Origin of the sequence: Micromonospora saelicesensis (assembly GCF_900091575.1) — a bacterium.
Lineage (GTDB): Bacteria > Actinomycetota > Actinomycetes > Mycobacteriales > Micromonosporaceae > Micromonospora > Micromonospora saelicesensis.
Genome location: NZ_FMCR01000008.1, coordinates 118,062 through 138,055 on the forward strand (window position 1 = coordinate 118,062; position 19,994 = coordinate 138,055).

At 73.7% G+C, this 19,994-nt stretch carries 19 protein-coding genes; 12 read left to right on the top strand and 7 right to left on the bottom strand.

What is annotated here, in order from left to right:
* Positions 1-8: 8 nt before the first annotated feature.
* Positions 9-398 (bottom strand): helix-turn-helix domain-containing protein, encoded by a 390-nt coding sequence (locus tag GA0070561_RS28970; RefSeq protein WP_091407620.1) that lies wholly within the window; start codon positions 396-398, stop codon positions 9-11.
* 249 nt (positions 399-647) lie between these two features.
* Between GA0070561_RS28970 and metF the strand changes: the two genes are divergently transcribed.
* Positions 648-1,565, top strand: coding sequence for a methylenetetrahydrofolate reductase [NAD(P)H] (metF, locus tag GA0070561_RS28975; RefSeq protein ID WP_091407621.1), 918 nt, complete (start codon positions 648-650; stop codon positions 1,563-1,565).
* A 44-nt stretch (positions 1,566-1,609) separates the two neighbouring features.
* Positions 1,610-2,299, top strand: a complete 690-nt coding sequence (locus tag GA0070561_RS28980; RefSeq protein ID WP_091407624.1) for a CDP-alcohol phosphatidyltransferase family protein — start codon at positions 1,610-1,612, stop codon at positions 2,297-2,299.
* Positions 2,300-2,459: 160 nt separating this feature from the next.
* Here the strand turns inward: GA0070561_RS28980 and GA0070561_RS28985 are convergent, their stop codons facing one another.
* Genes GA0070561_RS28985 through GA0070561_RS29010 form a run of 6 tightly spaced genes read right to left on the bottom strand, consistent with a single transcriptional unit; the run spans position 2,460 to position 7,771 of the window.
* Positions 2,460-3,947 (bottom strand): phytoene desaturase family protein, encoded by a 1,488-nt coding sequence (locus GA0070561_RS28985; protein ID WP_091407626.1) that lies wholly within the window; start codon positions 3,945-3,947, stop codon positions 2,460-2,462.
* A 12-nt stretch (positions 3,948-3,959) separates the two neighbouring features.
* Positions 3,960-5,087: a glycosyltransferase family 2 protein gene (locus GA0070561_RS28990; protein WP_091407629.1), complete on the bottom strand. Its 1,128-nt coding sequence runs from the start codon at positions 5,085-5,087 to the stop codon at positions 3,960-3,962.
* Complete coding sequence (locus tag GA0070561_RS28995) at positions 5,084-5,962, bottom strand: carotenoid biosynthesis protein (protein WP_091407632.1); 879 nt, start codon at positions 5,960-5,962, stop codon at positions 5,084-5,086. The genes GA0070561_RS28990 and GA0070561_RS28995 overlap by 4 nt, the downstream gene beginning before the upstream one ends.
* Positions 5,959-6,510: a GNAT family N-acetyltransferase gene (locus GA0070561_RS29000; protein ID WP_091407634.1), complete on the bottom strand. Its 552-nt coding sequence runs from the start codon at positions 6,508-6,510 to the stop codon at positions 5,959-5,961. The genes GA0070561_RS28995 and GA0070561_RS29000 overlap by 4 nt, the downstream gene beginning before the upstream one ends.
* Positions 6,507-7,286: a monooxygenase gene (locus GA0070561_RS29005; RefSeq protein WP_091407636.1), complete on the bottom strand. Its 780-nt coding sequence runs from the start codon at positions 7,284-7,286 to the stop codon at positions 6,507-6,509. The genes GA0070561_RS29000 and GA0070561_RS29005 overlap by 4 nt, the downstream gene beginning before the upstream one ends.
* The gene (locus tag GA0070561_RS29010; RefSeq protein WP_091407640.1) at positions 7,283-7,771 is read right to left on the bottom strand and encodes a YbaK/EbsC family protein; all 489 of its coding nucleotides are present in this window, start codon (positions 7,769-7,771) and stop codon (positions 7,283-7,285) included. Before GA0070561_RS29010 ends, GA0070561_RS29005 begins: the two co-directional genes overlap by 4 nt.
* Before the next feature lie 445 nt (positions 7,772-8,216).
* Between GA0070561_RS29010 and GA0070561_RS29015 the strand changes: the two genes are divergently transcribed.
* The 10 genes from GA0070561_RS29015 (at position 8,217) to GA0070561_RS29055 (ending at position 19,956) form a co-directional block, all read left to right on the top strand.
* Positions 8,217-8,666: an SAV_6107 family HEPN domain-containing protein gene (locus GA0070561_RS29015; protein ID WP_007463070.1), complete on the top strand. Its 450-nt coding sequence runs from the start codon at positions 8,217-8,219 to the stop codon at positions 8,664-8,666.
* 102 nt (positions 8,667-8,768) lie between these two features.
* Entirely contained in the window at positions 8,769-9,494 is a 726-nt protein-coding gene (locus GA0070561_RS29020) for a hypothetical protein (protein WP_091407642.1), read from the top strand.
* The gene (locus GA0070561_RS29025) at positions 9,491-11,104 is read left to right on the top strand and encodes a DNA polymerase Y family protein (protein WP_091407645.1); all 1,614 of its coding nucleotides are present in this window, start codon (positions 9,491-9,493) and stop codon (positions 11,102-11,104) included. Before GA0070561_RS29020 ends, GA0070561_RS29025 begins: the two co-directional genes overlap by 4 nt.
* A gap of 33 nt (positions 11,105-11,137) precedes the next feature.
* Positions 11,138-14,524, top strand: coding sequence for an error-prone DNA polymerase (locus tag GA0070561_RS29030; protein ID WP_091407647.1), 3,387 nt, complete (start codon positions 11,138-11,140; stop codon positions 14,522-14,524).
* Between the two features lie 88 nt (positions 14,525-14,612).
* On the top strand, positions 14,613-15,968 hold the full coding sequence (locus GA0070561_RS29035; protein ID WP_091407650.1) for an extracellular solute-binding protein: 1,356 nt from the start codon (positions 14,613-14,615) through the stop codon (positions 15,966-15,968).
* A 6-nt stretch (positions 15,969-15,974) separates the two neighbouring features.
* Positions 15,975-16,922, top strand: coding sequence for a carbohydrate ABC transporter permease (locus GA0070561_RS29040; protein ID WP_091407653.1), 948 nt, complete (start codon positions 15,975-15,977; stop codon positions 16,920-16,922).
* The gene (locus GA0070561_RS33820) at positions 16,919-17,095 is read left to right on the top strand and encodes a hypothetical protein (protein ID WP_167362520.1); all 177 of its coding nucleotides are present in this window, start codon (positions 16,919-16,921) and stop codon (positions 17,093-17,095) included. Before GA0070561_RS29040 ends, GA0070561_RS33820 begins: the two co-directional genes overlap by 4 nt.
* Positions 17,092-18,015 carry a carbohydrate ABC transporter permease gene (locus tag GA0070561_RS29045; protein ID WP_091407655.1) on the top strand — a complete coding sequence of 308 codons (924 nt, stop codon included), beginning with the start codon at positions 17,092-17,094 and terminating at the stop codon, positions 18,013-18,015. The genes GA0070561_RS33820 and GA0070561_RS29045 overlap by 4 nt, the downstream gene beginning before the upstream one ends.
* A 4-nt stretch (positions 18,016-18,019) precedes the next feature.
* A complete protein-coding gene (locus GA0070561_RS29050) occupies positions 18,020-18,787 on the top strand; it encodes a methyltransferase domain-containing protein (protein ID WP_091407658.1) in 768 nt (255 codons plus the stop codon).
* Positions 18,784-19,956 (top strand): alkaline phosphatase family protein, encoded by a 1,173-nt coding sequence (locus GA0070561_RS29055; protein WP_091407660.1) that lies wholly within the window; start codon positions 18,784-18,786, stop codon positions 19,954-19,956. The genes GA0070561_RS29050 and GA0070561_RS29055 overlap by 4 nt, the downstream gene beginning before the upstream one ends.
* The last annotated feature ends 38 nt before the right edge of the window (positions 19,957-19,994 follow it).

A 19,994-nucleotide genomic window follows, 5' to 3' on the forward strand; every position in this document is an offset into this window, starting at 1 on the left:
CCCCGACGCTAGCCGGTCGTCCGTGCTCGTGCTCCACCGCCACGCGTAGTCCCGCCGGTGCGGCCGGGACCCGTCCGCCCGGCCGGTCGCGGGCCGGCCGCCGCGGCGCGGCCCGGCCCGGTGGCCCGCGTCGAGCCGGCCCGACGGGCGGCCGCGGCGGCCTCGGCGAGCACCACCAGCGGCACGTCCAGGACGACGGCGAGCCAGCCGAGCCAGAACCCGCCCGGCACGCGACGCTGTCGTTCCCACCGGGAGATCTCGTGCCGACTCAGCGTCGGCACCCCGGCGGCGGCACACAACTCGGCGGCGGCTCGCTGCTGGCTCCAGCCCCGGTCGAGTCGGCAGCGAGCCAGCAGCGGCCCGAGCTGCGCGGGGCGCGGCGGTGCGGGCGGGATCATCTGTCCTCCTGGCGGGCGTCGGCGCGGCGCCGACCGGCCCGCCCTGAACGGGCGGGACCAGCGACACCGCTCGGTTGCTGACCCCCGCGCGGGCACCTGGGCCGCCCCCGCCGCCCCTCCCGCACCACCCCTTCCTACCCAGGAGGTACGACGCCTTCCCGCCCGTCGGATCGGGACGCGGGGGGCCGGCCCGGCCGTCAGGGTGGGAAGGGCCTGGGTCCTGGTGCCATCGACCGCTAGAGTCGGGTCGTGGCGCTCGGTCTTCCCTCGACACTCCCCAATCCGCAGCCGGCGATCGGGGAGCTCATCCGTGAGCGCCAGCCGACCTTCTCGTTCGAGTTCTTCCCGCCCAAGACCGAGGCGGGGGAGCAGCTGCTCTGGCAGGCCATCCGCGAGTTGGAGTCGCTGCGCCCGTCGTTCGTGTCGATCACGTACGGCGCCGGCGGCTCGACCCGGGACACCACCGTGGCGGTGACCGAGCGGATCGCCACCGAGACCACCCTGCTGCCGATGGCCCACCTCACAGCGGTCAACCACTCCGTCGCCGAGCTGCGGCACGTGGTCGGCCGGCTCGCCGGGGTTGGGGTGCGCAACGTGCTGGCCGTTCGTGGTGACCCCCCGGGCAACCCGGGTGGTGAGTGGATCCGTCACCCCGAGGGCGTGGACTACGCCGAGGACCTGGTCCGGCTGGTGCGCGACGCCGGTGACTTCAGCGTCGGCGTGGCGGCCTTCCCGTACAAGCATCCCCGCTCGCCCGACGTGGCCAGCGACACCGCCCAGTTCGTCCGCAAGTGTCGGGCCGGCGCGGAGTTCGCGGTCACCCAGATGTTCTTCGACGCCGACGACTACCTGCGGCTACGTGACCGGGTGGCCGCTGCCGGCTGTGACACCCCGATCCTGGCCGGCGTGATGCCGGTGACCCAGTTCAGCACCATCGAGCGGTCCGTGCAGCTGTCCGGTGCGCCGTTCCCACCGGCGTTGGCGGCCCGCTTCGAACGCGTCGCCGACGACCCGGACGCCGTCCGCCGGCTCGGCATCGAGCAGGCCAGCGAGATGTGCCGCCGACTGCTGGACGAGGGTGTGCCGGGAATCCACTTCATCACCCTCAACCGGTCCACCGCGACCCGCGAGGTCTGGCAGAACCTGAAGGCCGGCGCCCGCGTGTGAACGCTGCGTCTGCGACACCTGTTGCCCGGCACGACGGTTGATCCGTGGTGGGCACACAGCTGAACTGGGATCAGTACGCCACGGCGTGGGCGCGGTTGCACGGCGGGTTCGACCCGCGGGTCGCGGCGCCGGTGGTACGCGCCTGGCTGCGATTCGCGTACCACGTCGGATATGTGCTGGGTCGACTGCGGGTCAGCCCCACCGCGGTCACCGTGGCCGGGGTGCTGCTCTGCTTCTGCGTACCGTTGCTGGTGGGCCGGCCGGGGGACGGGCCTTTCCTCGGCGCGCTGTTCGTGCTGCTCGCCGCCGTGGCGGACAGCGTGGACGGTGCGGTGGCGGTCGCCACCGGCCGCACCACCCGGCTCGGCTACGTCTACGACTCGGTCGCCGACCGGCTCGGTGAGGTGGCGTGGTTGCTGGCGTTCTGGCTGGTGGGCGCGCCGGGTGCGCTGGTCGTCGCGGGCGGCGCGCTGTCCTGGTTGCACGAGTACGTCCGGGCGCGGGCGGTCGCCGCCGGCATGCGGGAGATCGGTGCGGTGACCGTGGGCGAACGCCCCACCCGGGTCTCGGTGGCGCTGGCCGGCTTGCTGGTCGCCGGGCTGGCCGGGCTGATCGAGCCGGACCTGGCCGCCGGCACCATCACCATGGCGACCGCGGTCTGGGTGCTGCTGGCCGGTTTCGGCCTGGGGCAACTGCTCTCCAGCATCCGCCGAGCCCTGCTCGACGCCGACTGACCGGGCCAGTCCGACGCCAACCGAAACAGGCGCCGACTGAGTCAGGCGCCGGCTGAGTCAGGCGCCGGCTGAGTCAGGCGCCGGCTGAAAGGTGCCGACCGAAACAGGCGCCGGCTGAGAGACGCTTACCGCGACAGACACCGGCTGGAGCAGGCCGGGTCTACCAGGCGGGGCCGATCTCGTCGGCGACGATCTGCGCGGAGAGGGTCACCATCGGCAACCCGCCGCCCGGGTGGGTGGAGCCACCCACCAGCCACAGCCCGTTCGCCGGGCCCCGGTTCGCCGGGCGGAGCAGCCCACCGGCGGTGCCGTAGATCGAGCCACCTGGCGCGCCGGTCGCCACGTCCAGGTCGGCCGGGGTGCGGATCTCGCGGAACAGCAGCCGGTCGCGCACGTCCACGCCGCGCCGCGCCAGCACGTCCAGGATCCGGTCGGCGTACGCGTCGGCCAGCCCCGGGCGTCGCCAGTCGACCGCGCCCGCCGCGGTGCCCTGCCGGGCGGCGTTGACCAGCACGAACCACGCCTCGTGTCCGGCTGGGCGGACCATCGGGTCGTCGGCCACGGTGACGAACACGGCCGGGTCGGCCGCCGGCCGGGCCCGTACGCCGCGCCCGGGGTCACCGAAGACCGCGTCGAACTCGGCGTCGTAGTCGTCCGGGAAGAAGACGTTGTGGTGGGCCAGCCCGGTGCTGCCGGAGACGCCGAGCAGCAGCACGAAGCCGGCGAGGCTGCGGTCGGTCAGCCCGGCCAGCCGACGCGGGTTTGGCAGCAGGTCACGGTAGACGGTGAGCGCGTCCACGTTGGCCACCACCACGTCGGCGGGCACCGGGGTGGTGACGCCGGCGAGGCGTACCCCGTGCACCCGGCCGCCGGTGGCGTCGATCCGGGTGACCGTGGCATCGGTCTGCACGACCACGCCGAGGTCCAGGCAGCGGGTCAGCAGCGCGTCGGCGAGCGTGCCCAGCCCGCCGCGCAGGTACCAGCCGCCGAAGGCCAGCTCGGCGTAGGGGACCGCGACCAGCGCCGCCGGTGCCCGACGTGGGTCGGCGCCGGTGTAGGTGGCGTACCGGTCCAACATCATCCGCAGCCGCGGGTCGGACAGGTGCCGGCGGCCCAGGCCGCGCAGACTGCGGCCCGGGGCGATGGCGGCCAGGTCGCCGACGCGCCAGGCCAGCGACGCGAGGTCGCGGGGAGAATCGACGGTACGACGCAGGATGTCCCGTGAGGAGGCCTGCCACACCCGCGCCGCCCGGCGCCACAGCCGCTGCCAGTCGGCTGCCGCCCGGTCACCGAACGCGGCTCCGATCCGGGCGGTGAACTCCGCCGGGTCGGCGCACGAGTCCAGGGTCGGGCCACCGTCGGGAAAGACGTGCCGGACGATCGGGTCCAGCGGGACCAGGTCCAGGTATTCGTCGAGCTTCGCCCCGGTCGCCTCGAACAGGTCGTGGAAGACCTCGGGCAGGGTGAGCAGGCTCGGCCCGGTGTCGAAGTGGAACGACCCGGCAGGGGTGTCGTGCGCGTACCGGCCGAGCTTGCCGCCGACCGTGTCGGCCCGCTCGAAGACGGTCACCTGGTGCCCGGTAGCGGCCAGCCGGGCGGCGGTGGCGAGGCCACCCACCCCGGCGCCGACGACCACGATCCGCGCCATGCCGCGTCCTCCCTAGCTGACCGGGCGGCCCCGCCAGGTCAGGCGGCGTCGCTTTCGCAGATGGTACGACCGCAGGGTCAACCAACCGAGGACCACGACCGACACGGGGTGTGCGAGCGCGTCGGGCCACCACCGGCCACCGGTCGCGCGGGCGGTGAGCACCCGTCCGGCCACCCCGAGCACGTACGCGGCCAGGCCCACTGCTGCCACCCTCGGTGCGCCGGCCGCCGCACCCGTCAGCGCGATCAGCGGTGGTGCGGTGTAGAGCAGCAGCAGCGCCGCCACCACTGCTGCCGCCGCGCCCGGGTGCCCGAACGACGCCCAGAGCGACTTCGAGTACCCGTCGCGCAGTTGCGGCCAGTTGTCGTACATCCGGCAGGTGGCCAGCCGGGAGCCGTCGGCCAGGGCGATCCGCCCACCGGCCCGCTTGACCGCCCGGGCCAGCTCGACGTCCTCCAGGATCTTGTCGGCGACCGCGGCGTGCCCGCCGGCGGCGGTGTAGCCGGCCCGGTCCACCACCAGGAACTGCCCGCCCGCCGCGGCCAGCGACGGCCGCGACGAGCACTCCATCGCGCGCAGCGGCAGGAAGGTCAGCCAGAGCCACTGCAACAGCGGCTGCACCAACCGGTCCCCGGCCGTCGCCACCACGATCCGGGGGTACGGCGACAGCAGCGTCGCCCGGGCGGCGCGCAGCTCGGTGACGGCAGCGGCCACGGCGTGCGGGGCGAGCACCACGTCGGCGTCGACGAAGACCAGCGCTGTGGCGTCCGGGTCGGCCCGGGTGGCCAACTGCCAGCAGGCGTGCGGCTTGCCCAGCCAGCCCTGCGGTGGGGCGACCCCGGTGAGCAGCGTGACCCGGGGGTCGTCGCCGGCCACCGCGCGGACCACGTCGGCGGTGCCGTCGGTGGACCCGTCGTCGAGGACCACGACGCGCAGCCCGGGTACGCCGCGCTGGGCCAGCAGAGCGCGCAGGCAGGGCGTGACCCGGGTGGCCTCGTCGCGCAGCGGCAGCAGCACGGTGACGATCTCGTCGACGTCGTCGGGCCGGTCGGTGGGTCGGCGCAGCCACCGGGTGGCGTTGAGCCAGGTGTGCCCGGTCAACGCGGCGACGGCGATGAGCAGGGCGAGCAGGACGGTCATCGGGTCGCGTCGACGCCGGGGCGGTGTGGCTGGTGGGCCTCCCGACCGGAGTCACCGCCCCGGCGGGCACGCAGGAGGGTCACCGCCAGGGGGACGGCGGTCACCGACATGCCGGCGGCGCCCCAGAGCGCCGAGGCGGGCAGGTCGAGGAAGACGGCGTGGGCCAGGATGCTGGAGAAGTACGTCCACAGGTAGAGCGCGACCATCGGGTGGTCCCGCCGGTCGGTGTGCTCGGCGGCCGGCCCGGCCAGCGGGCGCAGCGCGCTCATCATCAGCACCGCGAAGAGCAGCCAGCCCAGGTAGTTGCTGACCGGGATGCCGGCCAGGCCGGGCAGGGCCGGGGTGGCGTCGCGCCAGACCCAGTAGCCCTCGGCCACCATCTGCGGGTCGAGGAAGAGGTCCCAGGCGGCCAGCCCCACGGTGGCCAGCGCGATCCGCCCCACCCATCGACCCACCGTCGACCCGCTGCCGCCGGCTGTCGACCCGCTGCCGTTGGCCGTTGCGGCCCTGCCGCCGGTCAGTCGGACCGCTGCCAGCCAGGCCGGCCAGGCCATCCAGGTCCAGGCCAGCGGAATGATCAGCGGCACGCCGGCCAGCTTGGGGCCCAGCTCTCCGGAGTAGTCGTAGCTGCCGAACGGCACGCCGGTGGCCACCCCGATCGCCTCGATCGCGAACCCGCCGCCGGTGGCCACCGCGACCAGCGCCGCCGCCACCCGTGGGCCCCGGCTGAGCAGCGCGTGGCCGACCGAGAGCAGCCAACCGAGGACGACGGTGGCCACGGTGAGCCCGGCCCGGGTGGCGCCGGTGGTGAGCGGGTAGCAGATCTGGGCGAGCACCAGGACGGCGAGCAACGTCCAGGAGATCCGCCGGGTCATGACGCCGGTGGCTCGAGCGGCAGATCCCGACCGAGTACGCCGAACGGTCGCTCGTCGCCGGGGAAGTGGAAGTCGCGCAGCACGTCGACGAAGCCGAACCGTCGGTACAACCGCCAGGCCCGCGAGGTCTGCTCGTCGGCCTCCGGGGTGGACAGCAGCACTGTGTCGCCCTCCGCCATGCCGAGCAGCGCGCGTAGCTGACCGGCGCCCAGACCGTGCCCCTGCGCTGGTGGCCGGACGTGCAGCTCGACCACCTCGAAGCAGTGGGTGAGCCAGCGCGTGCGGGTCGGGGCGTCCAACGCGCGGTGCACCTGGTCGTGCCACCACTGACCGGAGGCGCCCAGGTAGCCGTAGCCGAAGCCGGCGAGGTGACCCTCGCTGGTCAGGCTGGCGACCGCCCGGAAACCCGGCCGGCGGACGTGGGTGGCGATGTAACCGCGCCGAGCCTCCAGCAGGTCGGTGCGGTATCCCATCGCCTCGCCGTAGACGGCCACCACGTCGTCCAGCCGCCGGACGAGATCGTCCGGCGTCCAGCGCACCAACCTCATGCCCGTCCACCCTTCACCGTTTCCGGGCCGCCGTCGGCGACCCATCCGAGCACCGACCGGTCGCCGACCACGTCGCGCACCTCGAACCGGGCGAACAGCTCCTCGGCGTACCAGCCCGCGGTGGGGGTTCGCATGATCGCCGCCCGATGCTCCGGGTGACGGTACGCGAACGCCACCAGGTCCGTCGGGTCGCGCCACACGCTCACCGTGCCCTGCCAACCCAACGGGGCCTCTCCGACCCCGAACCGGGCCAGCAGCCCGGGCGCGTCGCGCAGGGCGGCGGCCACCGGCGGGATCGCCCGCCAGAAGGTGGCCGCCCGGCGGGCCCGCAGCCGGGCCCGGGTCAGTGCCAGCACCGGGCCGGTGACCCGACCGCCCGACGGGTCGCCGAACGGCCGCTGGCCGGACCACTCGCCCCGGCTGGTCAGCGGGCGTAGGTCGATGCGCGCCTGGGCGTGGGCGATGCGCGCCCAGGCCCGCCCGACCGGCGAGTCGTCGAAGCCGGCCGCAGCGGCGGGAGAGTCCCAGACGGTCAGCGCCGCCCACCGGGTCAGGTCGGCGTCCCGTGGCCCGAAGTCGGTGCCGGTCCCGGTGCCCAGCAGCTTGCCGAACCGAACGCCGGGAAGGGCCCGCAACCGGCGGGGGTCCACCGCCATCCGGGTCAGCGCCCGGGGCAGCGCGCCGCGGGAGGTCCGCCACACGTGCAGCGTGACCAGCTCCGGAGCCGCGCCGGCGTCGTTGCTGGGACTGCTGGTGCGCTCGCTTCGCTCGCTCACGCCACCTCGGCCGGGGTGCCGGCGGTGACCCGCAACAGCTCGGGGTAGGTGGTCGGGAAGACCGCCTGGGGTACGCCACCCGCGGCCCAGATCTCCGGGTACGCCGCCAGCGCCGTGTCCACCAGGGTGCGCAGCGGGTGCGGGTGCCCGAGTGGGGCGACCCCGCCGATCGGCTGCCCGGTGTGGGCCCGGACGAACTCCGGGGTGGCCCGGCGCAGTCGGGTGACGCCGATCGATGCCGCCAGGCCGGCGGTGTCGACCCGGTGCGCGCCGGAGGTGAGGACGAGCAGCGGTGTGTCGTCCGCGTCGAAGATCAGTGAGTTGGCGATCTGGCCGACCTCGACGTCGAGCGCCTCGGCGGCCGCTGCGGCGGTGTGCACCGCGTCGGGCAGCAGACGGACCATGCTGGGCTCACCGGCGCCGTCGAGCGTGCCGGCGGCGGTGAGCGCGTCCTGCACCGCCCGTACGTTCGGGTGTGGCTGCATCCCGCCATTCTTCCCGGTCCGCTGGTGGCCGGTTCAGCCGGCCGGCACGCTCGGCGCGTCACACGTTGCATTTTCGTCGGAGGGGAGGTGTACTGTCAGCAGCAGTTAGAACGAGTGTTCGATTGCCTCGAACGCCCGTTCCAACCAGCCGGAGCGCGGCGTTTCGCGGCGCCACCTCCGGGCGGTGCGGCTCCGCGGGCCGCACCAGGGTTTCCGGGCAGTCGCGAGCCTGGTCCCAACAGGCAGGAGCGTCGCCCGCCGCCCACGACCCCCGGGCGGCGGGCGACGCACCCGCCGGTCCGCCGGCCGGGTGTGGTGTGGGGAAGCATCCACACCCGGCCGGCCACACCCGGTGCGTCTTCCTCCGCACCACCCCGACCTCGGCGTCTCGTCGGCGGCATCAGCCGCCGCAGTGACGTCTCGGCCACGTGGAGGAGAGACACCCATGCCGACCAACCCGGCTCAGGCACCGACGGTGCCGGCGCACGTGCTGCCGCACCGCACCCCCGCCCAGCTCCTCACGTTGGCCCGCCGTGGGCTGGTCGAGGCCGGCCAGACCCGACCTGACGGTCTGCGCTACGCGGCTGCCCACCTGGCCGCCCTGCGCGCGGCGGCGGCCCTGCTCGCCGCCCGGGCCCGACCCGCGCCGAGCCGACGCAACCGGATCACCAGCGTCTGGGTCCTCCTCTGCGCCGTCGCTCCGGAGCTCGACGAGTGGTCCCGGTTCTTCGCCGCAGGGGCCAGCAAGCGCGCCGCCGCCGAGGCCGGCATCCCCCGGGTGGTCAGCGCCCGGGAGGCCGACGACCTGCTCCGCGCTGCCGAACAGTTCGTCACGGTGGTGGAAACCGCGCTCGGTGTGGCCCACCAACCGGCCCTGGACGGCCTCGCCGCCTGATCCCGCCGTGCCACCGGCCGCCCCGTGGGGGGAGCCGGGCGGCCGGTGGCACGGCGTGCCGGTCCTGATCTGATCCACAGCAACGACGGGGGAGTTGGTCCAATGGCGGGCCGCATGGTGGTCGGTTCCGCCGCGCTGGCCGATCTGGTGCGTCCGGCGAGCGCACCCGACCCGGTCGGTGGCCACCGGGTGCTGCCAGTGGTGCCCGAGCTGACCGGTCTGCTGCCCAACCGGGGCCTGCGCCGGGGCAGCACCATCGCGGTCGCCGCCGGCCAGCCCCGCCGCAGCGGTGGCACCTCGCTGATGCTGGCCCTGCTCGCCGAGGCGTCCCGGGCCGGCTCGTGGTGCGCCGTGGTCGGGGTGCCGACGTTCGGCGCGGGCGCGGCGGCTGAGCTGGGCATCGCCCTGGACCGGCTGGCCCTGGTGCCGAACCCCGGCCCCGAGTGGGCCACAGTGGTCGCCGCGCTGATCGACGGGGTGGACGTCGTGGTCACCACCGTGCCGGCCTCGGTCTCCGCCTCGGTCGCCACCCGGCTGGCCGCCCGGGCCCGGCAGCGCGGCAGTGTGCTCGTCCCGTACGGCCGGTGGGACGGCGCGGACGTGACGTTGCAGGTGGTCCGAGGAGTCTGGGAGGGGCTCGGGCTGGGCCGGGGGCGGTTGCGCCGCCGGGAGATCACCGTCTCGGCGCGCGGGCGCGGGGCGGCCGCCCGGCCCAAGGAGATCAAGGTCTGGCTCCCGGGTGACGAGCTGACCCGGGTGATCCCTCGTACGCTGCCGTCGCCCATGGGCCGATCGGCTGTGCCACTCGCCCTGGTCGGTCGGGGGTGACCGGCGCGCCGGCACGCACGCTGCTGCTGTGGTGCCCGGACTGGCCGGTGCTCGCCGCCGAGATCGTCGACGGGGTGCCGGCGACCGGCCCGGTCGCCGTGCTGCACGCCAATCGGGTGGTCGCCTGCTCCGAGCGGGCCCGCGCCGAGGGGGTGCGTCGGGGGCTGCGCAAGCGGGAGGCGCAGGGGCGCTGCCCGCAGCTCACCGTCGTGGAGTACGACCCGGGCCGGGACGCCCGGGCGTTCGAGCCGGTGGTCGCCGCGGTGGAGGAGCTGGTCGCCGGTGTCGAGGTGGTCCGTCCGGGAGCCTGCGCGGTGGCCGCCCGGGGGCCGGGCCGTTACCTCGGCGGCGAGGAGGCGGCCGCCGAGCGGATCATCGAGCATGTGGCGCAGTCGTGCCTGGTGGAGAGCCAGGTCGGCATCGCCGACGGAGTGTTCGCGGCCGGGTTGGCCGCTCGCGCTGGCCGGGTGGTGGCACCGGGCGGGACACCGGAGTTCCTGGCCGGGTTGCCGGTCGAGGCGCTCGGCCGGTCGGCGCTGGCCGACCTGCTGCGCCGGCTGGGGGTACGCACCCTCGGCGACTTCGCCGCCCTGCCGGCCGGCGACGTGCTGGCCCGGTTCGGGTTCGACGGTGCGCTGGCCCACCGGCTGGCCGCCGGGCGGGACCACCGCCCACTCGCCGTCCGGCAGCCGCCGGCCGACCTGACGGTGACCGCGGAGCACGACGAGCCGATCGACCGGGTCGACGCGGCGGCGTTCGTGGCCCGGGCGCTGGCCGAGCGGCTGCACGAACGGCTGGCCGGGCACGGGCTGGCCTGCACCCGGCTCGGCATCGAGGCGGTGACCGAGCACGGGCAGGAGCTGCACCGGGTGTGGCGGCACGATGGCCTGCTCACCGCCGCGGCCATCGCCGACCGGGTGCGCTGGCAGCTCGACGGGTGGCTCTCCGGCAGCAACGGCCGCGCCGGTGCCCGACCGGCCCGACCGACGGCCGGCATCATCCGGCTGCGACTGATCCCGGACGGGGTGATCGCCCAGGCCGGTCTGCAGGCCGGCCTCTGGGGGGAGACCGGCGAGGAGCGGGAACGCGCGCACCGGGCGTTGAGCCGGGTGCAGGGCATCCTCGGCCCGGAAGCGGTGGTCACCGCGGTGCTCGGTGGTGGGCGCTCCCCGGCCGACCAGGTGCGACTGGTGCCGTGGGGCGACGAACGCGTCCCCGCCCGTCCTGGCCTGCCGGCCGATGCCGGCGCCGACCCGGCCACCGGCCGGGGTGGAGGCGGGGCTCCGCCGTGGCCGGGCCGGCTGCCGGCGCCCGCGCCGGCGGTGGTGCTGCCCACTCCGCTCGCGGCGACTGTGCACGACGCCGCCGGCGAGCCGGTGGTGATCAGCGCGCGGTTGGCGGTGAGCGCCCCACCGGCTCGGCTGGTGGTCGGCACCGGCCAGCCGGCGGAGATCGTGGGCTGGGCCGGCCCGTGGCCGGTGGACGAGCGGTGGTGGGCGCCGGCCGAGGCCCGCCGCCGGGCCCGGTTCCAGGTCAGCCTGGCCGACGGTGCCGCCCTGCTGCTGGCCGTCGAGGCCGGGCAGTGGTTGGTGGAGGCGATCTATGACTGAGCCGCTGCTCCCCAGGTCGGAGGCGGATGCTCGATGAGCTTCCACAACCCGAAGATGCCCTGGTCGGAGCTGGAGCAGGTGCTCTCCGGGCGGGCCAGCGGCGGCTCCGGCCGGTCGGGCGGTGGGCGGTCGCGCGAAGAGCGGCACCTGCACGTGGTGGACCCGCTCGCCGTGGACGCCGATGGCGGCGACTCCCCGGCCTGGAGCCGCCGCCGCGAGCAGTACCAGCCACCGGAGCTGACCCGCCCCGACGGCGTGGTGCCCTACGCGGAGCTGCACGCGCACACCAACTTCAGCTTCCTCGACGGCGCCAGCCACCCGGAGGAGCTGGCCGAGGAGGCGGCCCGGCTGGGGCTCACCGCGCTCGCCGTCACCGACCACGACGGCTTCTACGGGGTGGTCCGCTTCGCCGAGGCGGCTCGTACGCTGGGCCTGCCGACCATCTTCGGCGCGGAGCTGTCCCTCGGCCTGCCCGGCCCGCAGAACGGCGAGCCCGACCCGCACGGCGCGCACCTGCTGGTGCTCGCGCACGGCCACGAGGGGTACGCCCGGTTGGCCACCACCATCGCCCGCGCCCAGCTACGTGGCGGGGAGAAGGGCCGCCCGGATTACGGGGACCTGGAGGAGGTCGCCGCCGAGCTGCGTGACCATGTGCTGGTGCTGACCGGCTGCCGCAAGGGGCACGTGCCGGGGGCGCTGCTCACCGAGGGGGTGGACGCGGCGGCCCGCGAATTGGACCGGCTGACCGCGCTCTTCGGCGCGGAGACGGTGGCCGTGGAGCTGACCGACCACGGCCATCCCATCGACGCCGATCGTAACGACGCGCTCGCCGAGCTGGCCGCCGCGGCCGGGTTGCCGACGGTGGCCAGCAACAACGTGCACTACGCCAGCCCCGGCCGGCGTCGGCTGGCCACCACCGTCGCCGCGGTCCGGGCCCGACGCAGCCTGGACGAGATCGACGGCTGGTTGCCCGCGGCTGCCACCGCCCACCTGCGCAGCGGCGCGGAGATGGCGGCCCGGTTCGCCGCGTACCCGGGTGCGGTGGCGCGGGCCGCCGAGTTCGGCGCCGAGTTGGCCTTCGACCTCCAGCTCGTCGCGCCGCAGCTACCGGCGTACCCGGTGCCGCCGGGGCACACCGAGATGAGCTGGCTGCGGAAGCTGACCGCTGACGGGGCGCACGAGCGCTACGGGCCGCCGCAGGCGCACCCGACGGCGTACGCGCAACTCGACCACGAACTGAACATGATCGAGGAGCTGGGTTTCCCCGGCTACTTCCTGGTGGTCTACGACATCGTCACGTTCTGCCGTGACCAGGACATCTACTGCCAGGGTCGGGGTTCGGCGGCCAACTCGGCGGTCTGCTACGCGTTGCGGATCACCAATGTGGACGCGGTCCGGCACCAACTGCTCTTCGAGCGGTTCCTCGCCCCGGAACGGGACGGCCCACCCGACATCGACGTGGACATCGAGTCCGACCGCCGGGAGGAGGTGATCCAGCACGTCTACACCCGCTACGGCCGGGAGCACGCCGCCCAGGTCGCCAACGTCATCTCCTACCGGCCCCGGTCGGCAGTGCGGGACGTGGCCAAGGCCTTCGGCTACTCGCCGGGGCAGCAGGACGCCTGGAGCAAGCAGATCGACAGGTGGGGCTCGGTCGCCACGGTCGATGTCGAGAACATCCCCGAGCAGGTGGTGGAGTACGCCAACGAGTTGCAGACGTTCCCACGGCACCTGGGCATCCACTCCGGCGGCATGGTGATCTGCGACCGGCCGGTGATCGAGGTCTGCCCGGTGGAGTGGGGGCGGATGCCCGGGCGCAGCGTCCTGCAATGGGACAAGGACGACTGCGCCGCGGTGGGCCTGGTCAAGTTCGACCTGCTCGGTCTGGGCATGCTCTCCGCCCTGCACTACGGCTACGACATGATCGGGTCCCGGCTCGACCTGGGCGACATGACCCTGGACGACCCGGAGGTCTACGACATGCTCTGCCGGGCCGACTCGGTCGGGGTGTTCCAGGTGGAGAGCCGGGCCCAGATGGCCACCCTGCCCCGGCTCAAGCCCCGCGAGTTCTACGACCTCGTGGTCGAGGTGGCGCTGATCCGCCCCGGCCCGATCCAGGGCGGTTCGGTGCACCCGTTCATCCGGCGCAAGAACGGCCAGGAGCCGGTGACCTTCGCGCATCCGCTGATGCGCAACGCCCTGGAGAAGACCCTGGGTGTGCCGCTGTTCCAGGAACAGCTGATGCAGCTCGCCATCGACCTGGCCGGCTTCGACGCGGCCGAGGCCGACCAGTTGCGCCGGGCGATGGGCGCCAAACGGTCGGTCGAGCGGATGACCCGGATCGCCGACCGGCTCTACGCCGGGATGGCCGAGCGGGGCATCACCGGTGAGCTGGCCGACGACGTCTACCGCAAGCTCACCGCGTTCGCCAGCTACGGCTTCCCGGAGAGCCACGCGATGAGCTTCGCCTACCTGGTCTACGCCAGCTCCTGGCTCAAGCGTTACCACCCCGCGCCGTTCCTGGCCGCGCTGCTCAACGCCCAGCCGATGGGTTTCTACTCGCCGCAGACCCTGGTCGACGACGCCCGCCGGCACGGGGTGGAGGTCCGTCGTCCGGACATCAACGCCAGCGGGGCTCTGGCGGTGCTGGAGTCGACCCCGGAGACCCGGTGGGGCAGCGGGCCGGGGGAGCCGCCGCACGCCTGGGGGCTGGGCGGCCCCGCCGTCCGGCTCGGTCTGTCCAGTGTGCGGACCCTCGGTGCCGATGTGGCCGAACGGATCGAGGCCGAACGGGTCGCCGGTGGGCCGTACCGGGACATGCCGGATGTGGCCCGGCGGCTCGGTCTCACCGCCGCGCAGTTGGAGGCGTTGGCCACCGCGGACGCCTTCGCCTGTTTCGGGCTGACCCGGCGGCAGGCGCTGTGGGCCGCCGGTGCGGCGGCCCAGGACCGGCCGGGTCGGCTGCCCGGCACTGTGACCGGTGCGGCGGCGCCCACGCTGCCCGGGATGGAGGCGGTGGACCGGCTGGTCGCCGACGTGTGGGCCACCGGGTTGTCGCCGGAGAGCCACCCCGCCCGGTTCATCCGGGGTCAGCTCGACGTGCTCGGCGCGGTGCCGATCGCCCGGCTCGGCCGGGTGGAGCCGGGGCAGCGGATCCGGGTCGGTGGCATCGTCACCCACCGGCAACGCCCGGCGACGGCGGGCGGGGTCACCTTCCTCAACCTGGAGGACGAGACGGGGATGCTGAACGTCACCTGTTCGCCGGGGCTGTGGCAGCGCTACCGGCGGGTGGCGCGGACCAGCGCCGCGCTGGTTGTCCGGGGGCGGTTGCAGCGGCACGAGGGGGTGACCAACCTGGTCGCCGACCGGCTGGACGCCATCGAGCCACCAGTCAGCCCCGCGTCCCGTGACTTTCGCTGATCGTCGGATTCCCACGTTTGAACCCCACCGTTCGAGGAGAAGTGCAGGTCGCGGGCAAGGTAGCCCGGGACCTGTTCGGGAGGGCCTCATGTCACGGAAGCTGCGGACGACCGCGTTCGCCGGGGTGCTCACCCTGGCACTCACCGGCTGTGGAGGAGTCGGTGGCGGCGGTAACGACGAGGGGGGCGGGGGCACCGCCACCAAGGGTGCGCTCAGCACCATGGGTTTCGGCTTCTCCGACGAGATCGCCACCACCCGGGTGGACGCGTTCAAGCGGGACAACCCGGACGTCGAGCTGAAGGTCACCGAGGGCGCGTTCGACGAGCAGCAGTTCCTCTCCGCGGTCGCCTCCGGAAACCCGCCGGACCTGGTCTACATGGACCGCAAGCTGATCGGCACGTACGCCAAGCGGGGCGCCATCCAGCCGCTGACCCAGTGCGTCGACAAGCAGGACATCGACCTGGGGCAGTACCGGCCCGCCGCCCGTGAGCAGGTCACCCTGGACGGCACCGTCTACGGCATCCCGGAGTTCTCCACCGTCCGGGTGGTCTACCTCAACGAGGGGCTGCTCAAGAAGGCCGGACTCACCGCCGACCAGGTCAACCTGGCCGACTGGGCCGCGTTGCCCGCGCTCAACGCCAAGCTGGCCTCGGTCTCCGGTGGTCGGCTCGGCCGGATCGGCATCGACCCGAAGATTCCCGAGTTCCTGCCAATGTGGGCCAAGGCCAACGGCGTCGACATGCTCTCCGCCGACGGTCGCGCCGCCAAGCTGGACGATCCCAAGGTGATCGAGGCGTTGACCACCGGGGTCAACCTGATCCAGCAGCAGGGTGGTTGGGGCGCCTTCAAGTCGTTCCGGGACACCTTCGACTTCTTCGGCGCCCAGAACCCGCTGTCGAAGAACCAGATCGTGGCGTGGCCCATGGAGGAGTGGTTCCTCAACCAGGCCGCCAAGAACTCCCCGAACGCCGAGTTGGTGGTCAAGCCGTTCGTGGACCGGCAGGGCAAGCCGCTGACCCAGTCCGCGGGGCAGGCCTGGGTGATCACCAAGGGCGCGAAGAACCCGGACGCCGCGTGCGCGTTCGTCAAGAAGATGACCGCCACCGACACCTGGCTGGCCGCCGCGAAGGCCCGGGTGGATGCGCGCAAGGCCGCCGGCCAGCCGTTCACCGGCGTCTACACCGCCAACGCCGAGGCCGACAAGAAGATCTTCGACGAGCTGTACCAGCCGACCGGCAACAAGCGTTTCGACGACGCGGTGGCGACCATCCGTTCGGTGCAGGACGCCGCGTTCGCGCTGCCCGCCTCGCCGGCCGGCGCCGAGTTCGACAAGGCGTACTACGACGCGGTGAACCGGGTCCTGGCCGGCCAGGAACAGCCGGCGCAGGCGTTGCAGCGAGCGCAGCGGGAGGCCACCGCGGCGCTCGACAAGGCCGCGAAGTAACCCACGATGGCCACCGTCACCCCTCCCGTCCCGGGCCGGCGGCACCGTACGCCGCTGGCCCGGCGGGAGGCCCGCTGGGCGTACCTCTTCCTGGCGCCCTGGATCATCGGGTTCCTGATCTTCTACGCCGGGCCGATGCTCGCCAGCCTCTGGTTGAGCTTCACCGAGTACGACGTGATCAATCCACCGGAGTACACCGGGCTGGACAACTACCGGCAGTTGATGAGCGACCCGGCGGTGGCCCGCAGTCTCGGCAACACGGTCTACTACACGGCGCTGCACGTCCCGCTGGTGATGCTCATCTCGCTGGGGCTGGCGCTGCTGCTCAAGCGGGTCGGCCGGTTGCAGGGCTTCTTCCGGACGGTCTTCTACCTGCCGGTGATGACCCCGGCGGTGGCGGTCGGGATCCTGTTCCTGCTGCTGCTCAACACCCAGGACGGCCTGATCAACCGCGCCCTGGGCCTGGTCGGGATCGCGGGTCCGAGTTGGACCACCGACCCGCACTGGGTGATGCCCGGCATCATCCTGATGAGCCTGTGGAGCCTCGGCTCCACTGTGATCATCTACCTGGCCGCGTTGCAGAACGTGCCCCGCGACCTGTACGAGGCGGCGGCCATCGACGGCGCCGGCCCCTGGGCCCGGTTCCGGTCGGTCACCCTGCCGATGATCTCGGGCGCGCTGTTCTTCACGTTGATCGTCAACACGATCGCGTCGCTGCAGATGTTCACCGAGGTCTACACCATGTACTTCGGCAACAGGGAGACCCAGAACACGTTCAACAGCGATGCGGCCAGTTTCTACGTCATCCACCTGTTCCAGGAGGCGTTCCAGTTCCTGCACATGGGCTTCGCCTCGGCGATGGCGTGGCTACTTTTCGTGATCATCTTGATCATCACTCTGATACAGGTGAAACTCAGCAACCGGTTCGTGTACTACGAGGGAGAAGACAAGTGACGGGCATGATGGGCCACAACGGCGTGGCCAACGCGCGACGGACCCGACTGACCAACGGTTGGGTGCCCGAGCAGCACCTTGAGCCGCGCGAGTACCAGATCACCGATGGTCCGGTGGCCAACGCCCGACGGTCTCGGGCGGAGGAGGATCCAGCAGCCGGGGACCAGTCGTGACGACCGCCGTCGAACGGGGCGCCGCCGCACCGGTACCCGGCCTCCAGCCGGGCCGGTCGGCGGCGCGCCGCCCGCCCGCCGAGCCGGCCCGCCGGCCGATCTGGCATCGGGTGTTGTTCGTGGCGGCGCTGGTCGGCGCCGCTGTGCTCTTCATGCTGCCGTTCGTCTGGCTGGTCAGCGCCTCGTTGCGCCCCCGCGAGTACGTCTTCGCCCCCGGTTTCCTGCCCGTTCCGTTCGCCCCGGAGAACTACGCCGAGGCGTGGCAGGCCGTGCCGCTGCTGACCTGGTTCGGCAACAGTGTGGTGGTCGGGCTGGCCGCCGCCGCCGCGGTGACCCTCTCCAGCGCCTGGGTGGCGTTCGGCTTCGCCTACTTCCGCTTCCCCGGCCGCAACCTGCTCTTCGGGCTGGTGCTGGCGACAATGATGTTGCCGTTCGCGGTCACCATGATCCCCACGTACCTGATCTGGTCGAACCTGGGGTTGACCGACACCCAGGTGCCGCTCTGGGCCGGCAACCTGTTCGGCTCGGCCTTCTACATCTTCCTGCTGCGACAGTTCCTGCTCTCGCTGCCCCGGGAATACTTCGAGGCCGCCCGGATGGACGGAGCGAGCTACCCGCAGCTGTTCTGGAAGCTGGCCTTTCCGCTGATCCGGCCGGCGCTGCTGGTCGCCTTCGTCTTCGAGTTCAAGGCCAGCTGGACGGATCTGCTCAAGCCGCTCATCTACCTGCGCAACGAGCAGCTGTACACCCTGCCGCGCGGTCTCAAGGTGGTGCTGGACCGGTTCGGTTACGGCGGTGAGCAACAGTGGGAGGTCGTGCTCGCCGGCAGTGTGCTGGCCACCCTCCCGATGATCATTCTGTTCTTCCTGGCACAGCGGCACTTCGTCGAGGGCATCGCCACCACCGGCCGCAAGGGCTGACCGGGTGACTAGGCTCGACCGGGTGGAGCAGACCCGAGGCCGGTTCGCCGAGCCGCCGCTGACACCCCGCACCGCCGTGATCTGGTCGGTGCTCCGCGCCGAGCTGGACCGGCGCGGCGATGCCGAGCTCACCGTGCTGGACGTGGGCGGCGGCACCGGCGGTTTCGCCGTTCCGCTGGCCCGCGCCGGGCATCGGGTTACCGTCGTCGACGCCAGCCCCGACGCGCTCGCCGCGCTCACCCGCCGCGCCGCCGAGGCCGGTGTGGCCGACCGGATCGCCGCGGTGCAGGGCGACGGTGACGCCCTCGCCGGGCTGGTCGAGCCGGCCGGCGTCGACCTGGTGCTCTGCCACGCCGTCCTGGAGGTGGTCGACGACCCGACGCCGGTGGTGACCGCGCTGGCCACCGCGCTGCGCCCGGGTGGCGCGGCCAGTGTGTTGGTGGCCGGCCGAGCCGCCGCCGTGCTGGGTCGCGCGATGAACGGGCACCTGGACGTCGCGACCACCCTGGCCGCCGATCCGGCCGGCACCGCGGGCCCGCGCGACACGCTGCGCCGACGCTACGACGCCCCCGGCGCCGCCGCGCTGCTCGGCGCCGCCGGGCTGGTGGTCGAGGAGATCCACGGGGTACGCGTGCTCGCCGACCTGCTGCCGGCCGCGGTCGCCGACGGGCAGTCCGCCGCCGTGGTCGAGCTGGAACGGGCGTTGGCCGCCCAACCGCCGTACCGGGACCTGGCCGCCCAACTGCACCTGTTCGCCCGCCGGCCGGCATGACCGCCGCGCCCGGTGGCCGGCCGGCGCCGCTGGAGATCCTCGGGCCGGACCACGGCGGCGGCCGCCTCGCCGACGTGCTGCCCAGCGCGCTGGCCGTGCTCGGGGTGCCCGGCTCAGCCGACCCGCTCGGGCTCCGGCCCGCGCTGGCCGGGGTACGCCGGATCGCCGTTCTGCTCGTCGACGGGCTCGGGTGGTACCAGCTGCCGACCGCGGCGCCGTACGCGCCGACCCTCGCCGGGCTCGCCGCGACGGTGGCCCGACCGCTCATCGCCGGTTTTCCGTCCACCACACCGACCAGCCTGGTGTCACTGGGCACCGGTGTCGCGCCGGGCGCGCACGGCGTGCTCGGCTTCACCGTGCGGGTGCCCGGCACCGATCGGGTGCTCACCCACACCGACTGGGCCGCCGATCCGTCGCCGCTGCACTGGCAGCCGGTGCCCACCCAGTTGGAGCGGGCCCGCGCCGCCGGCGTGACGACGACAGTGGTGAGTCGGCCGGAGTTCGGCGGCAGCGGGTTGACAGTGGCCGCCAACCGGGGTGGCGACTTCCGGGGCGCCGCTGGCGGGGACGCGGTGGCCACCGCCATGCTGGCCGCGCTGGCCGCCGGCACCGGGCCCACCCTGGTCTCCGGCTACCACGCCGACCTGGACCGGCACGGCCACGTCAGCGGCGTCGACTCGGCACCCTGGCGGGTCGCCGCCACCGAGGTGGACGCCCTGGTCGCCCGACTGGTCGACGGGCTGCCGCCGGACGCGGCGCTGCTGGTGACCGCCGACCACGGGCAGCTCGACGTCCCTGCCGCGCACCGCTTCGACCTGGACACCGATCCGCGACTGCGCGCCGGCGTGCGGCTGGTGGCCGGCGAGGCCCGGGTGCGCTACCTGCACGTCGAGCCGGGCGCGGTCGACGACGTGCGGGCCGCCTGGTTGGAGGTGCTGGGCGCCACGGCCCGGGTACGCACCCGCGACGAGGTGGTGGCCACCGGCTGGTTCGGGCCGGTGCCCGAGGAGCACCTGGGCCGGATCGGCGACGTGGTGGTGATCTGCAACGACACGTACGCGGTCATGGCCAGTCGCACCGAGCGGCCGATGGCGTCGAAGTTGGTGGCCTACCACGGGTCGGACACCGCCGCGGAGCTGACCGTGCCGCTGCTGGTCGTGCGGGGCTGACCCGGGGACGGTTCGGCCCGCTGGCCGATGGTGGTGTC